The sequence below is a fragment of the Corynebacterium genitalium ATCC 33030 genome (assembly GCF_000143825.1).
Taxonomy (GTDB): Bacteria; Actinomycetota; Actinomycetes; order Mycobacteriales; family Mycobacteriaceae; genus Corynebacterium; species Corynebacterium genitalium.
This window is the reverse complement of the sequence record NZ_CM000961.1, coordinates 2,274,825-2,289,338: the sequence shown is the minus strand read 5'-3', so window position 1 is coordinate 2,289,338 and position 14,514 is coordinate 2,274,825. Positions and strand designations below refer to the sequence as shown.

General features: G+C 63.1%; 15 protein-coding genes. 9 read left to right on the top strand and 6 right to left on the bottom strand.

Translation table 11 applies throughout. The features are described from left to right. Nucleotides 1-8: 8 nt before the first annotated feature. Complete coding sequence (locus HMPREF0291_RS10820; RefSeq protein ID WP_005291463.1) at nucleotides 9-392, top strand: cold-shock protein; 384 nt, start codon at nucleotides 9-11, stop codon at nucleotides 390-392. An 18-nt stretch (nucleotides 393-410) separates the two neighbouring features. Here the strand turns inward: HMPREF0291_RS10820 and HMPREF0291_RS10815 are convergent, their stop codons facing one another. Together HMPREF0291_RS10815 and HMPREF0291_RS10810 are read right to left on the bottom strand one after the other, a co-directional pair. Beyond that, nucleotides 411-947: a DUF2771 domain-containing protein gene (locus tag HMPREF0291_RS10815; protein WP_005291461.1), complete on the bottom strand. Its 537-nt coding sequence runs from the start codon at nucleotides 945-947 to the stop codon at nucleotides 411-413. A gap of 17 nt (nucleotides 948-964) precedes the next feature. Further along, the gene (locus HMPREF0291_RS10810) at nucleotides 965-1,810 is read right to left on the bottom strand and encodes a glutaminyl-peptide cyclotransferase (RefSeq protein WP_005291459.1); all 846 of its coding nucleotides are present in this window, start codon (nucleotides 1,808-1,810) and stop codon (nucleotides 965-967) included. A 38-nt stretch (nucleotides 1,811-1,848) separates the two neighbouring features. Here HMPREF0291_RS10810 and HMPREF0291_RS10805 point away from each other — a divergent pair, with 38 nt between their 5' ends. The 3 genes from HMPREF0291_RS10805 (at nucleotide 1,849) to HMPREF0291_RS10795 (ending at nucleotide 5,035) form a co-directional block, all read left to right on the top strand. Continuing rightward, on the top strand, nucleotides 1,849-2,577 hold the full coding sequence (locus HMPREF0291_RS10805) for a DUF3027 domain-containing protein (protein WP_040423813.1): 729 nt from the start codon (nucleotides 1,849-1,851) through the stop codon (nucleotides 2,575-2,577). 223 nt (nucleotides 2,578-2,800) lie between these two features. Continuing rightward, nucleotides 2,801-4,213, top strand: coding sequence for an NCS2 family permease (locus HMPREF0291_RS10800; protein ID WP_040424636.1), 1,413 nt, complete (start codon nucleotides 2,801-2,803; stop codon nucleotides 4,211-4,213). After that, complete coding sequence (locus HMPREF0291_RS10795; protein ID WP_005291453.1) at nucleotides 4,214-5,035, top strand: TrmH family RNA methyltransferase; 822 nt, start codon at nucleotides 4,214-4,216, stop codon at nucleotides 5,033-5,035. 8 nt (nucleotides 5,036-5,043) lie between these two features. On the opposite strand, the gene HMPREF0291_RS10790 is transcribed toward HMPREF0291_RS10795, so the two are convergent. The 3 genes from HMPREF0291_RS10790 to serC all read right to left on the bottom strand — a co-directional run bounded on the left by HMPREF0291_RS10790 (nucleotide 5,044) and on the right by serC (nucleotide 8,366). Continuing rightward, nucleotides 5,044-5,898 (bottom strand): DUF6928 family protein, encoded by an 855-nt coding sequence (locus tag HMPREF0291_RS10790; protein WP_005291451.1) that lies wholly within the window; start codon nucleotides 5,896-5,898, stop codon nucleotides 5,044-5,046. A 10-nt stretch (nucleotides 5,899-5,908) separates the two neighbouring features. Continuing rightward, nucleotides 5,909-7,120 (bottom strand): septation protein SepH, encoded by a 1,212-nt coding sequence (gene sepH / locus HMPREF0291_RS10785; RefSeq protein ID WP_005291449.1) that lies wholly within the window; start codon nucleotides 7,118-7,120, stop codon nucleotides 5,909-5,911. A gap of 118 nt (nucleotides 7,121-7,238) precedes the next feature. Continuing rightward, nucleotides 7,239-8,366: a phosphoserine transaminase gene (serC, locus tag HMPREF0291_RS10780; protein ID WP_005291447.1), complete on the bottom strand. Its 1,128-nt coding sequence runs from the start codon at nucleotides 8,364-8,366 to the stop codon at nucleotides 7,239-7,241. A 214-nt stretch (nucleotides 8,367-8,580) separates the two neighbouring features. Here serC and HMPREF0291_RS10775 point away from each other — a divergent pair, with 214 nt between their 5' ends. The 5 genes from HMPREF0291_RS10775 (at nucleotide 8,581) to HMPREF0291_RS10755 (ending at nucleotide 13,329) form a co-directional block, all read left to right on the top strand. After that, nucleotides 8,581-9,873: a citrate synthase gene (locus HMPREF0291_RS10775; protein ID WP_005291444.1), complete on the top strand. Its 1,293-nt coding sequence runs from the start codon at nucleotides 8,581-8,583 to the stop codon at nucleotides 9,871-9,873. A gap of 14 nt (nucleotides 9,874-9,887) precedes the next feature. After that, entirely contained in the window at nucleotides 9,888-10,247 is a 360-nt protein-coding gene (locus tag HMPREF0291_RS10770; RefSeq protein WP_005291441.1) for an FKBP-type peptidyl-prolyl cis-trans isomerase, read from the top strand. Between the two features lie 41 nt (nucleotides 10,248-10,288). After that, the gene (locus HMPREF0291_RS10765) at nucleotides 10,289-11,134 is read left to right on the top strand and encodes an aldo/keto reductase (protein ID WP_005291439.1); all 846 of its coding nucleotides are present in this window, start codon (nucleotides 10,289-10,291) and stop codon (nucleotides 11,132-11,134) included. Nucleotides 11,135-11,325: 191 nt separating this feature from the next. Further along, nucleotides 11,326-11,667: a DUF485 domain-containing protein gene (locus tag HMPREF0291_RS10760; protein ID WP_005291437.1), complete on the top strand. Its 342-nt coding sequence runs from the start codon at nucleotides 11,326-11,328 to the stop codon at nucleotides 11,665-11,667. A 3-nt stretch (nucleotides 11,668-11,670) separates the two neighbouring features. Continuing rightward, nucleotides 11,671-13,329: a solute symporter family protein gene (locus HMPREF0291_RS10755; protein ID WP_005291434.1), complete on the top strand. Its 1,659-nt coding sequence runs from the start codon at nucleotides 11,671-11,673 to the stop codon at nucleotides 13,327-13,329. Nucleotides 13,330-13,530: 201 nt separating this feature from the next. On the opposite strand, the gene HMPREF0291_RS10750 is transcribed toward HMPREF0291_RS10755, so the two are convergent. After that, on the bottom strand, nucleotides 13,531-14,496 hold the full coding sequence (locus HMPREF0291_RS10750; protein ID WP_005291433.1) for a DUF1906 domain-containing protein: 966 nt from the start codon (nucleotides 14,494-14,496) through the stop codon (nucleotides 13,531-13,533). Between the last annotated feature and the right edge of the window lie 18 nt (nucleotides 14,497-14,514).

The window sequence follows — 14,514 nt, the reverse complement described above, 5'->3', positions numbered from 1 at the left end:
AATGACTAATGCCAGTAGGAAAAGTGAAGTGGTTCGACGCGGAGAAGGGCTTCGGCTTCGTCTCCAACCCGGGGGACGAGGATGTCTACGTGGGCAAGAACGTGCTGCCCGACGGCGTTGAGGACCTGCACCCCGGTCAGCGCATTGAGTTCGATTTCGCAGCCGGTCGCCGTGGGCCGCAAGCACTGCGCGTGAAGCTTCTCGACGCTCCCCGCCGCCGCGCCGTCAACCGCCGCAAGCCCGAGGAACTTGCCAGCATGCTTGCGGATGTCATGTCGATGCTGGAAACCCAAGTTCAACCCGCCCTGGACGCTGGCCGCTACCCGGAGCGCAAGGAAGCCCGCCAGATCGCCGAGATCCTGCGCGCGGTGGCCAAGGAGCTCGACGCCTAGCCAGCCCCGCTATGAGGCTTATGACGCTTCGGTGGAGAAGGCCCAGGTGACCATGACCGGGGTTTCTTCACCTTGCGCATCGGCGCCGACCATGAGGGCGGAAATTTCGATCACCACGAGATTCGCATCCTCGGAGACGACGGGGACATCGACCTCGTCTGCCTCACCGGGGGTGAAGGTGCGCTCAGTGTTAGCGGCGGGGTCGTCGTAAATGCTCAGCAGGGACCACTGCAGTTGGGCCACGTCGTTCGGCACGCTGACGCGGACGTTTTCGGTGCCGGGCTCGACGGGGAGCAGCGCGACATCGCCCTCCGGGCACTCCTGACCGAACTCACAAATGGAGAAGGGCATCGTCGACACCTCGTCACCGGATTCGCCGGCGCTGGCCGTGACTTCGATCTCCTGTGGTGGGGTGCCGGGACGGTTGTTCTGCCAATCCATGTAAAAGTACAGCCCGGCCACAATAGCGACGATGACCACGGCAATGACCGCCAGCATGACGACGGACCGCTGGTTACGTGCAGTGCGTGTTGTGCGAGATTTCGTGCTGCCCATGCCTTTAACTCTACGGTCTACTGCGGGACGAACTTCACGCGGTACAGGTCGGGCCAGCGTTTGCCGGACAGGAGAAACTCCTGGCCGGCGCCAGACGTGTTGGGGAGGTAGGCGATCCCGTTGAGGACGTGATTGGGATCGGGGGTGGCGTTGTTTTGCAGAGGAGAGGCGTCGATAAGCGCTTCGACAGCACCCGTGTCCGCATTGATGCGCACGATGTCCGTAGTCATGAAGATATTGGCGTAGATGTCGTCGCCGACGCACTCGAGCTCGTTGAGTCCCTCGATGGGCTGCTCGTCCATAGTGACAGTGAAGCGTTCACGTTCGGCAAAGGTGTCAGGGTCGATGCGGCGCAGCTGGTCACTGCCGTCGCTGAAGATGACCTCCCCGCCGTCGTCGCGGTGGCAGATGCCCCAGCCATCGCCGTCGTAGTTCACCCGGTCGATCTCATCGAGCGTGTCCGCATCGCGCTTGATGGCAACCTCGTTTTGCCAGGTGAGTTGCCACAGATGATCGTCAACCTGCGTAATGCCCTCACCGAAGAACTCCCGGTCCAAATCCTGGCTTGCTAGTTCCTCGCCCTCGATCGTGGAGCGGTAGATGCGCGACTCGCCCTCCTGGCCGGTAGCCACGTAGAGCGTGCCGTCAGGAGCGACCTCTAGACCTTGGGTGAAACTGCTCTCGTCGAAGTCGTAGCGTTCGAGGACATCAACTGTCAGCTGCTCGACCTGGCTCGAATCCTGCTGCTCGCTAGAGCCCTCCGAGCTCGACGGGGCGCACGCGGTGAGACCGATAATGCTCACTGCTGTCACCGCAGACATAGCGATCTGGGGGAGCCGGACTCGATTCGGGGAGTGGACCATACGGTCTATCTTGCAACACGGTGCGCAATAATGGACATGTGCCACGAAGAAACTCGCGACGTCAACAAACCGGACCGCTGCTGAGCGCCTCCGCCGTGGATACTGCGCGGCGGGCTCTCGAAGAGCTCGACCAGGGGGACATCGGTGACCACATCGGCGTCCACGGCATGAGCGGCAACGTGGCGACGCACCGCTTCGAAGCGTCCGTGCCGGGCTACCCTGGCTGGGAATGGAATGCGGTCGTTGCCTGCGCTGATGGTGCTGACTATGTGACAGTGAACGAGGTCGCCCTCGTGCCCGCCCCCACCGGCGATGCCTTGCAGGCTCCCGACTGGGTGCCCTACAGCGAACGCGTCCGCCCCGGCGACCTGCGCCCGGGTGACCTCATGGAGCCCGCGCCTGACGACGAGCGCCTCACCGACGACTCCTTCGCCCCCGATGCCGTCACCTTCCCCGGCCGCGAAACCAACCAGTATCTGACCACCGCCGGGCTGCGCGCCGCCAAGGAGAGGTGGCGCCGCGGCGACTACGGCCCCAATTCGGCCCACGCCAGCCAAGCCGCTCTACAGTGCCGGACCTGCGCTTTTTACATTCCGGCCGCCGAGCCCCTGGGCAAGAACTTCGGTATCTGCTCCAACGAATACTCCGCTGACGGCCACGTTGTCGCCGCCGTCTACGGGTGCGGCGCCCACTCCGAAACCAAGGTGGCCTCCCACGAGCTCGAGGGTGCCGGGGAGCTTTACGACGACGAAAGCCCCGTCTTCTAGCCGCCGAAAGGGCGCACCCGTTTTGGAAAAATGCCCGTGTAGTGGGACGCTTATCGCGTCATTTTCCGTTTGCTTGTCATGAAAAGGGGACGCGCCCGTGAGCGATCAACCCGCATCGGCTGGATCCACCTCTGGATCGACCAAGGTCACAGCTGACGCAGCCGCCACTGAGACTGCCGACACTACCGGCACGAATACCACCCGCAGCGAACCGCAGTCCGGCCTGGACCGGTTCTTCCACATCTCCGAGCGCGGCTCGAGTGTGGGCACAGAGATTCGTGGCGGTGTGGTCACCTTCTTCGCGATGGCCTACATCGTGCTGCTCAACCCGCTGATCATCGGCACCGGTGAGGACGTCAACGGCACCATCCTTGGCGTGCCGCAGGTCGCGGCGGCGACCGCCCTGGTCGCCGGCGTCATGTGCATCCTCTTCGGTGTCGTGGCGAACTACCCGTTCGGTATCGCGGCCGGTCTCGGCCTGAACACGCTGGTCGCGGTGACCTTGGTCGGTACGGAGGGACTGACCTGGGCGGAAGCGATGGGCCTGGTGGTCATCGACGGTATCGTCATCGTGATCCTGGCCGTATCCGGATTCCGTACTGCAGTCTTCCGCGCGATCCCGGCATCGATGAAGGCGGCAATCGGCGTGGGCATCGGCCTGTTCATCGCCATGATCGGTTTCGTGGACGCCGGCTTCGTCCGCCGCATCCCGGACGCTGCGATGACCACCGTGCCGGTGCAGCTGGGCAACGGCGGTTCGATCGCCACGTGGCCGACGGTCGTGTTCATCCTCGGCCTGTTCATCTGCGGCTTCATGGTGACGCGCAAGATTCCGGGCGGCCTGTTCATCGGTATCGTCCTCAACACCATCATCGCTCTGATCGTCGAGGCGGTTGTCGGTGCAGGTTCCTCTGCAGAGGACCCGTCCGGTTGGTCCCTTGCTGTTCCGTCCCTGCCGGAGTCCCTCGGCGGCGTGCCGGACCTGTCCATCGTGGGCAATATTGACCTCATCGGCGCGTTCGCCCGCGTCGGCGGCATCACCGCGACGCTGCTGGTGTTCACCCTGGTGCTAGCGAACTTCTTCGACGCGATGGGCACCATGACGGCGCTCGGCCGGCAGGCAGGCCTCAACGACGAGCGCGGTGAATTGCCGAACATGAAGAAGGCCCTCGTTGTTGAGGGCTGCGGTGCTATCGCGGGTGGTCTCGGCTCCGCATCGTCGGCGACGGTCTACGTCGATTCGTCGGCAGGCATCGCGGACGGCGCACGCACCGGCCTGGCCAACATCGTCACCGGCCTGCTGTTTTTGGCCGCGATGTTCTTCACCCCGCTCTACGAGATGGTGCCCATTGAAGCCGCCGCTCCGGTGCTGGTCATTGTCGGAGCGCTGATGATGATGCAGATCACCGAAATCGACTGGGACAAGTTCCACATCGCGCTGCCGTCCTTCCTGACCATCGTGGTCATGCCGTTCACGTACTCCATTGCTAACGGCATCGGCGTCGGCTTCATCGCCTTCACCCTCATGTCGCTCTTCGCCGGCAAGGCGCGCGAGATTCACTGGATCATGTGGCTGATCTCGGCCCTGTTCGTGGTCTTCTTCACGGTTGATCCCATTTTGGCGGCGCTCGCTTAAATGGAACGCATCACCGACCCTGCCGACCCGCGTCTAGACGACGTCCGCGACCTCAAAAACACCGATAACTCCAAGCGTTACGTGTTCGGTGAGGGGCCGCTTGTGGCCGGCAGGGTCATTGATTCCCGCTTTCCGCTGCGCTGCGTTGTGGGCTTTGAGAAAAAGCTCGACACGTTCTTCGCCGATCGCGCGGAGCAGGGTCTTGCGCCTATCGACGCACCCGTTTACGTTGTCACCCGCGAACTCCTCGCCGAGGTCGCCGGGTACGACATGCATCGGGGTTTGATTGCGGTGGCGGACAGGGCGGAGGAGACGTCGATAAGCGAGATGCTGAACGCGCGCACGCTGATCGTGCTGGAAGGCGTCGGGGACCACGAGAACATTGGCGCGATCTTCCGCAACGCCGCGGGCATGGATGTCGACGGTGTGCTGCTCGGCGCAGGCACGGCTGATCCGCTGTATCGCCGCAGCGTGCGCGTGTCGATGGGGCATGTGCTGCGCCTGCCGTTCGCGCATTTAGATGGCACGTCGACGACATGGCAGCGCTCGCTGGACCAGCTGCGGGAGCAAGGTTTCCGCTTGGTGTCGCTGACCCCCGACTCGCGCGCGGTGCATCTCGCCGAAGCGCTTGTCGACGACACCGGCCACCCCTATAAGAAAGTCGCCCTCCTCGTCGGTGGCGAGGGACCTGGGCTGACGGAGCACGCAATGCGCGCGACCGATGTCCGTGCGCGCATTCCGATGGCGGCGGGCACTGATTCACTGAACGTGGCCACGTCCGCCGCGATTGCGTTCTACGAACGGCAGCGGTCCTTGCGGTAGCTGGCTGGCTAACCCCGGTCGGAGTGGCGCAGCTTCTCCTGCAGCGTCTCCTTGAGGTTGCGGAACCGGCGGGTCAGGCCGCGGGACACGCGGCGGGCGGCGGCTGCGGAGGCATCGGCGAACTCTGCGAACTCAGTGCCGCCGTCTTCCTCTGGCTCCTCATAGTCGTCGTAGGCATTGGCGGGCTCGGCGAACTTGGCGGCCACCTGATTGACGTTCTTCGGCCCGGGGGAGCGGGGCTCAATTTTCGGCTCCGGGCGGCCGTCGACTGCATAGGCGACAACGTTGACATCCGGGCCACTCGGGGAGATATCCACGCCCAGCAACTCGCGCTGCGCGGTCGCCGCGAGGTCGGCCGGTTCGAACGGCAAGGTAATGCCTCCGAGTTGCTCGGTCGTTTTGCCCGCCCAGAAGTCAGCCTCGAACCACTCGGGGATTCCACTGTCTTCGACGAGCTCCCGGCGCGTTCCACACAGGGAGCGCTTGAGGGTGTCGCCGCTGAAGTGAGCGTAACCGGCGTAACCTGCGCCGTCTGCACCTACGCCTTCGGCGATGACGAATACGTCAGCGGCGGGGACTGCCCGGCGTAGGTGCGCCGGGATCTCCGAAAGCTTCGCACAGTGTGGAAGGAATGTTTGCAGGACGGCCACGCCGGGGTAGCCCGCAATGTAGAACTCGTCGCGTGATGCCTTCGAGGAACGGTTCAGGGGGAACTGGCCGATCGGGGTGATCGGCCACGCCGGGTTGAGCTGTGCCAGAAGCTTACGGCCGAAACCGCGGTCTGCCTTCGGCTCCGAGTTCAATACAGCCGCCGGATCAGCCGCGTTGACATACCAAATAGTGACCGCCGCAGGGTAACTCATCTGCCGTGACCTACTTCGGGCGCTTCGTGTTTGTCCGCACGCCCAACAACACATCTTCCCAGTGCGGGGTCACAGCCTTGCGGCGGCGCTTCTGCGGCTTGTCCCGCGGGTCTGGTTGCTGGAGGACCTCGCCCTCACTGAAAAGGTTGGGCTGGGTGCGGCTGTTCGGGTGGTCAGCCCCTGGGGGCTGCGCGTTGTGCTCGTCGTACTCGTTGTAGACGTTGTACTCGCCGTGCGGTTGTGGGACCGTCTCGGGGCCGAGGTCGGCCTGGTGGGCGTAGTCGTCGTAGTCTCTGTGGTCGCGGTAGCCGCGTGGATCCACCGTCGGCTCTGTGAGGTCGGCCGGGGCGTTGTACACCGGGTGGCCCACAGAGGAAAGGGAACGGACTGGCTGCGCGAAGGATGGGTCGATCAGGTCGGCGGCGACTGCGTCACGCGGTTCCGTCGTCGCGCCGCTGGCCATGGAGCGACGGAAGTACCATTCGGCCTGGTGCTCTTGGAGGCCAGCCTGCCACGCCACACGCACGACCCACGGTTCGCCAGCTTCGCGGACTGCATCCCAGTGAGCTTCGGCCAAAGCGTGGCCACGGGAGGCGAAGGTGAGCGCGAGCACCTCGAAAAGAGTCTCCGACGCCGGGCCGTCCTCACGAACCGGGTGGGACTGGCGGGCAGCCTCGGCGACCTGGGCCCTCTCAAGCAAAACCGGGTGCGCGTAGGGTTCCACGCGGCTGACTGCCACGCCCATTTCCTCAGCGAGTTCCTCCGTTGTAGCGCCTGCCCGAATGCGCGCTTGAATATCTTTCGGCCGTAGCGACAGGGGAGTAGAGAGTGGATCAGGCTCGGCGGGGGTGCGTTGTGACTCTTCTGGTTCCGCCGGCTCGGCCGGTTGAGCAGGTTCGACAGATCCGGCCTGCTTGACCGGATCCGCTGGCTGCGCATCCGCTGGCTCCACGATGGAATCGGCGGAGTACACCGTGAAGGTGGGGCGGGTGAATTCGGGTTCGGGGGAGTCGGCGGGTTCGTCGACAAGCTCTGCCTCGACTACCTCATAGTTCTCGCTGTCGTCGTCGAAACCGCTGTCGAAGCCTTCGGTCACTGGTTGGGAGGGGATAGCTAGCGGGACCAGTTCCTCGCGCGGAATGCAGAACCGTTCCCCCTCGTGGGTGCTCAACACCCACAGGGTCTCAGTCGATTCTTCAGCGACAACGAAAAGCTCGCGCATCAGGTCTCCTTACACCGATGTCAATCGAGACACCAGCTTAACTGACACGCGAGTGAAAATTGTGGTACTAAGCGCCGTCGGAGCGTTGCACAGTCGCCCGACGGCGCTCCCAAAGAGACTACTTGACGCCGACGCCCTGCTCGAGCAAGAAGTCGATGGCGCTGGTCAGCTTCTCCACGTCGGCGGTGTCCACAGCCGGGAACATGCCGATGCGCAGCTGGTTGCGGCCCAGCTTGCGGTATGGCTCCGTGTCGATGACACCGTTGGCGCGCAGAGCCTTGGCCAGCTCGGCAGCATCGATAGAGTCATCAAAGTCGATCGTGCCCACGACGTAGGAGCGCTTCTCGGTTTCGGTGACGAACGGTGTGGCGTGCGCGTGATTCTCAGCCCAGGAGTACAGGGCCTGGGAGTTGGCCTTGGTGCGCTCCACCATGCCGTCCAAGCCGCCGTTGTCATTCATCCACTTGACCTGGTCGGCCATCATCAACAGCGTGGCCACAGCCGGGGTGTTGTACGTCTGGTTCTTCCGCGAATTGTCCACGGCTGTCTGCAGGTCCAGGAAGGCCGGGATGAAGCGGCCGGACTCCTTGATCTTCGCGATGCGCTCAAGTGCTGCGGGACTCATTGCGGCGAACCACAGGCCACCGTCGGACGCGAAGCACTTCTGGGGGGAGAAGTAGTAGGCGTCAGCGTTGGTCATGTCGACGGGGAGGCCGCCGGAGCCGGACGTGGCGTCGATAAGCACCAGCGCGTCAGTGTTGGGGCGGGTGACGGGCACCATGGCGCCTGTCGACGTCTCATTGTGCGCCCACGCAACAACATCTGCGTCGATGCCGTCCAGCGCGGACGGGTCCGGAGCGCTGCCTGGCTCGGCCTCAATGACCGCCGGCTCCTCCAGCCACGGAGCCTGCTTGGAGGCCTTGGCGAACTTCGAGGAGAACTCGCCGTAGCTCAGGTGAGCGGACTTGTTCTCGATCAGACCGAAAGTAGCTGCATCCCAAAAGGCGGTCGCGCCACCGAGCGACAGCACGATCTCGTAGCCCTCCGGCAGGGAAAACAGCTGGGACAGTCCCTCGCGCACCTCACCAACCACGTCCTTCACGCCCGGCTGGCGGTGGGAGGTGCCAATGATGTGGGCGCCGTCCGCAATCGCATCGAGCTGAGTTCGGCGCACCTTCGAAGGGCCGCATCCGAAACGGCCGTCCTCCGGCACAAGGTCCGCGGGAAGTGTTGGGTAATCGGTCATGGGTGCCCCTTTTAAGATTCAAACTGGAAACTGCACTCACAACAATACTGTGGTGCGCTCTATCGAACCGAAACGGTGTCTGCATGGTCACATCTGCTGATAGAGTTAGCTCATGTCAATTTCGGTGTGATCCGATGTGCACCGTCTGTCGGGGAGAACCTGCAGGCCAGCGCGGGGGCACACCGCCCAACGACTCTTTTGAAAGGTTCGACACGTGGCTACTGACAACAACAAGGCAGTGCTTCACTACCCCGGGGGCGAGTATGAGATGGACCTCATGCCCGCAACCGAGGGCAACGACGGCTTCGTCCTAGGCAACCTCCTGGGCGAAACGGGACTAGTGACCTTCGATCCGGGCTACGTCTCCACCGGCTCGACCGAGTCCAAGATCACCTACATCGACGGTGATGCCGGCATTCTGCGTTACCGCGGCTACGACATCGCTGACCTGGCCAATAACGCCACCTTCAACGAGGTGTCTTACCTGCTGATCAACGGTGAGCTGCCGACGCAGGACGAGCTCGACGCATTCAGCGACGACATCCGCCACCATACGCTGCTCGACGAGGACTTCAAGGCCGCGTTCAACGTCTTCCCGCGCAACGCTCACCCGATGGCTGTGCTGGCGTCTTCGGTGAACATTCTCTCCGCTTACTACCAGGACCAGCTCGACCCGCTGAACGAAGAGCAGCTGAACAAGGCCACGGTCCGCCTGATGGCGAAGGTGCCGATGCTGGCTGCATACGCCTACCGCGCATCCCAGGGTAAGCCGTACATGTACCCGAACAACGCCCTGAACCCGCGCGAGAACTTCCTGCGCATGATGTTCGGTTACCCGACCGAGCCATATGAGGTTGACCCGGTCGTCGTCGACGCACTGGACAAGCTGCTCATCCTCCACGCCGACCACGAGCAGAACTGCTCCACCTCCACGGTCCGCATGATCGGTTCTGCGCAGGCCAACATGTTCGTGTCTATCGCCGGCGGCATCAACGCCCTGGCTGGCCCGCTGCACGGCGGCGCTAACCAGGCTGTCCTGGAGATGCTCGAGGACATCGAGAAGAACAACGGCGGCGACGCAACCGAATTCATGAACCGCGTGAAGAACAAGGAAAAAGGCGTCCGCCTCATGGGCTTCGGCCACCGCGTGTACAAGAACTACGACCCGCGCGCAGCCATCGTCAAGGAATCCGCACACGAGGTGCTCAACCACCTCGGCGGCGACCACCTGCTGGACCTGGCTATGGAGCTCGAAGAGATCGCCCTGAAGGATGACTACTTCGTCGAGCGCAAGCTGTACCCGAACGTCGACTTCTACACCGGCCTGATTTACCGCGCCATGGGCTTCCCGACGGACTTCTTCACCGTCCTGTTCGCCATCGGCCGCCTGCCGGGCTGGATTGCCCACTACCGTGAGCAGTTGGCGATGAACACGAAGATCAACCGCCCGCGCCAGATCTACACCGGTGAGACCCAGCGCGAGTTCGTACCGCGCGACCAGCGCTAAGGAGCGATTTTTCCATGGAGAAGCCCACCATCGACATCCCTGCCGAGCCGGCACCGGTCGACCTGGTCATTGAGGACCTGGTCTCCGGCGAGGGCGAGGAAGCTCAAGCAGGCGGCATGGTCAAGGTCCACTACTTGGGCGTTGACTACGAGACAGGAGAGGAGTTCGACTCGTCTTGGGACCGCGGCGAAGCCGCTGAGTTCCCGCTGACCGGCCTGATCGAGGGATGGCAAGAAGGTATCCCGGGCATGAAGGTTGGCGGCCGCCGCGAACTGACCATCCCGCCGGAGAAGGCCTACGGGCCTGCCGGCGGCGGACACCCGCTGTCGGGCCGCACACTCATCTTCGTCATCGATCTCCTCGAGGCGAATTAATACCCAACGCTCACCCCGGTGAGCGTGCACAATAGGGGGCTATGGAACATTCCGTAGCCCCCTTCGCCACGCTTAACGACGGTTCATCTCTCCCCCTCATCGGCCTCGGCACCTATAAACTGACCGGGCCGGACGCGGCACCCATCATCCGCCGCGCCATCGAGCTGGGGTACCGCCACTTCGACACAGCATCGATGTACGGCAACGAGGACATCCTCGGCCAGACGCTCCGTGAAGCCATTGCGGCCGGTGATGTCACCCGCGAAGAACTCTTTGTCACCTCCAAGGTATGGAACGATGACCAGCACCGAGCCGGTGAAGCTCTAGAGGAGTCGCTGACGCGGAGCGGTCTCGACTACTTCGACCTGTTCCTGGTGCACTGGCCGTGGCCGCAGAACGAAACGTTCATTACCGCGTACGAACAGCTGCTCAGCGCCCGTGAAGCTGGCACGATCCGTTCGGTCGGGGTGGCGAACTTCTACGAAGAAGTGCTGGCCGAGCTGATCGACGCCACCGGTGTCGCCCCCGCCGTCAACCAGGTGGAGATGCACACCGGATTCACCCAGCCTGATCTGCGTGCCTTCCACGATCGCCACGGCATTATTACGGAGGCATGGGCACCGTTGGGTAGGGGAGAGGTGCTTGGTGGGGAAGTGGTGCGGCGAGTCGTCGATAAGCATGCGGACAGCGGGGCAACAGCCGCGCAGGTCGCGCTCGCGCACCTCATGGCGCACGGCGTGTCGGTGATTCCAAAAACCTCGGATCCGCAGCGCTTGGAGGAAAACCTCGGGGCGGTGCACCTCGAGCTCGACAGTGACGATGTGCGTTCTTTAGATGGTGTCGTCGGGGCGCGCCAGTCCAACGATCCGCGTGTTTTCCCTGGCTGAAAGTACTTGCAGTAACTACCTATCGTTGTGGGGGTGGAAGCTCCACAATAGTTTTCGCACGTAAACATGTTTTGCGGGGGTAACCGGGGATGCATGGACGGTTAGATCGTTCAATTCGCCCACGGTTTTGTGTGCTTTAAGTTACATTCGTTGCAGGTTGTAATCACCTCAACTGATGAAAGGACACGGCCATGGCCAATGGTTCGACAGCGGTGTCGCAGCGCAGGGAGCCCACCCCGCAGGACTTCGTGAACATGCAGCAAAGCGAGCAGTTCCAGAAGCTCCGGGGCACCTACCGCACGTTCACCTTCCCGGTCTCTATCGCCTTCTTTGTCTGGTACATCTTCTACGTCGTGTTCGCGACGTTCTGGCCGGACGTCATGGCACAGCCCTTCCTTGGCCTGAACGTGGGCCTGTGGCTGGGTATTGCACAGTTCGTGACCACGTTTGCCATCACCTGGGCATACGTCGTCTACGCGAACAAGAACATCGAGCCGCAGGCAGCGGCGATCCGTGAAGAGATGGAGGGCTAACCCATGAACCCCGACGTTTTTCACCTCGCCCAGGACGCTGCTCCAGAGGGCGCGGGCAACCCGATCCTCAACATTGTCGTCTTCGGTCTGTTCATCGTGATCACCATGGGGATCGTGACAAAGGCCGGCAAGACCACTTCCGAGGCATCCGACTTCTACACCGGCGGCGCACAGTTCTCCGGTACTCAAAACGGTCTGGCCATCGCCGGCGACTACCTCTCTGCCGCGTCCTTCCTCGGCATTGTCGGCGCGATTGCTTTGAGCGGTTACGACGGCTTCTTGTACTCCATCGGCTTCTTCGTCGCATGGTTGGTCGCCCTGCTGCTGGTTGCCGAGCCGCTGCGCAACGTCGGCCGCTTCACCATGGCTGACGTGCTGTCCTTCCGCCTGCGTCAGAAGCCGGTTCGTGTGGCAGCTGCCTTCGGCACCCTGTTCGTGTCGCTGTTCTACCTCATCGCCCAGATGGCCGGTGCCGGCTCGCTGGTCTCGGTGCTGCTGAACCTGCACAGCTTCAGTGCGCAGGCCATCTGCGTCGCCATCGTCGGCGTCATCATGATCGCCTACGTCCTCATCGGCGGTATGAAGGGCACCACCTACGTGCAGATGATCAAGGCCGTCCTTCTGGTCGGCGCCGTGGCCATCATGACGATCCTCTGCTTCGTTGCCGTCAAGGGCGGCATGAACGCGCTGTTCGACCGCGCCATCGACATGCACGCCGGTTCCGAGTACATCAAGGAACAAGGCTACGAAGCATCAGAGATTCTCGCACCGGGTCTGAAATATGGCGGTTCCGTGACCAGCCAGCTCGACTTCATCTCTCTGGGTCTCTCGCTGGTCCTGGGTACCGCTGGCCTGCCGCACGTGCTCATGCGCTTCTATACCGTCCCGACGGCCACCGAAGCACGTAAGTCCGTGACCTGGGCCATCGTCCTCATTGGCTCGTTCTACCTAATGACCCTCGTCCTCGGTTACGCCGCCGGTGCCCTCGTCGGCCCGGACAACATCAACGCTGCGCCCGGTAAGGCGAACTCCGCGGCGCCGCTGCTGGCCTTCGAGCTCGGTGGCTCCATCTTCATGGCGGTCGTCTCCGCCGTCGCGTTCGCGACAGTGCTCGCGGTCGTCGCCGGCCTGGCCATTACGGCATCTGCGTCTGTCGCGCACGACATTTACGACGCCGTGCTTCGCGACGGCCAAGCCTCCGAAGAAGAGCAGGTCCGCGTCTCCCGCATCACCGTGGTCGTCATCGGTATCGTCGCCATCGTCCTGGGCATCCTGGCCATGAAGCAGAACGTGGCCTTCCTGGTCTCCCTAGCATTCGCGATCGCCGCTTCGGCGAACCTGCCGACCATTCTGTTCTCCCTGTACTGGAAGCGCTTCAACACCACCGGTGCTGTTGCCTCCATGTACACCGGTCTGGTCGTCGCGCTGGTGCTCATCTTCTTCTCCCCGGCAGTATCCGGGGCAGAGACCGCAATGTTCGCTAACGCAGACTGGGCATGGTTCCCGCTGACCAGCCCGGGCATTGTCTCCATCCCGGCGGCCTTCCTGGCCGGCATCATCGGCACCTTCGTGGGCAAGCCGGACAACCTGGATGAACTCCAGGCTGAGATGGAAGTCCGCTCGCTGACCGGTGTTGGTGTGGAGGCCCCGGTCGACCACTAGAGCGTTCGCCGGCACGCGTTCACTAGCGAAAAGAAGAGAGGCTGCCCCGTCGTGGGGCAGCCTCTCCGCGTTGCCGGATCCGGGCCAGATTTAGATTGCATCCTTGCCACGTCACGCGAAAACGACCTGGGGTTTTGACGCTGGAAGAAGGTGCCGATGTCATCTATATCTTGGCGGTCCTGCGGCGTCGCCCGCCGCGGCCTAGTTGATGAACTGCTTGGCGAAGTTCACCGCGTTCTCAATATCCTGCGGTTTGACGTTCTGCGCGAAACGCTGCGCCTCCGAGGACATGCCCTGCGGAGTCGGATCGGAGGAGAAGTCTGGCAGGGACGAGTTATCCGGGATGCCCGGAATGCCCTGTGCTGGCTGAGGTACGGGGGCAGGCTTCGCAGGAGCCGGAGCTGGTGCGCGGTTGTTGTTCGCTGCGACCGGTTGCCATTGGCCCCAGTCGGCGGCGTAGACGTTGTTGATGTCGCAGAGGTGGCCGTCGATATGCGTTTGCCACTTGGCTTTCTGGTGAATGGTCGCCCGCGGGTGGAGCTTTCCGCCGGAGCCCCAGTCGTGCTGCCAGTAGTAGGTGCCGATGCCATCTTTGATGCACCACTCAATGGTGTTGTAGTTGCCGTAGACACCGGTGCGCAGGCCCGCCGTGGCAAGTGCTGCCTGGAACGCACGCAGGTACGGGCGGATCTGGTTCTCGTACTGAGCGCGGGAGGGATTGTCATCAATGGCGACGTAGATGGGCTTGTTGTTCGGGCCGCCCGCCGCACGGTGCAGGTTGATGGCCTGCGGAGCGTGGGTGGCTGCAGCGCCCGCGCCGCCGAGCCAGTCAGCGGTCTCTGCACGACCGAACTGGTAGACCGAGGCGGTCCACAGCCCGTTGGCGGCGAAGTCGCGGGTCTCCTTCAATGAGACCGGCTTGCCCAGCATCCAGTCGGCGCCGGGGCGGCGCTGGGACACGTAGCGCACCGCGCCCAAATGGCCGGCCGCACGCACAGAGCGTCCCGACGGAACACCAGCGGCGTAGTCCACCACCGTTCCTACAGGGCGGCGGCCCTGGGCGTCGGCGGACGGGAGGCGGGAGACTCCGGCGGCGCCGAGCAGGGCGAGGGCGGATGCTCGGCTCAGGAAGCGGCGGCGGGAGAAATCGTTAGTAGTCACAATCAAAACATTAGCAACATGAAT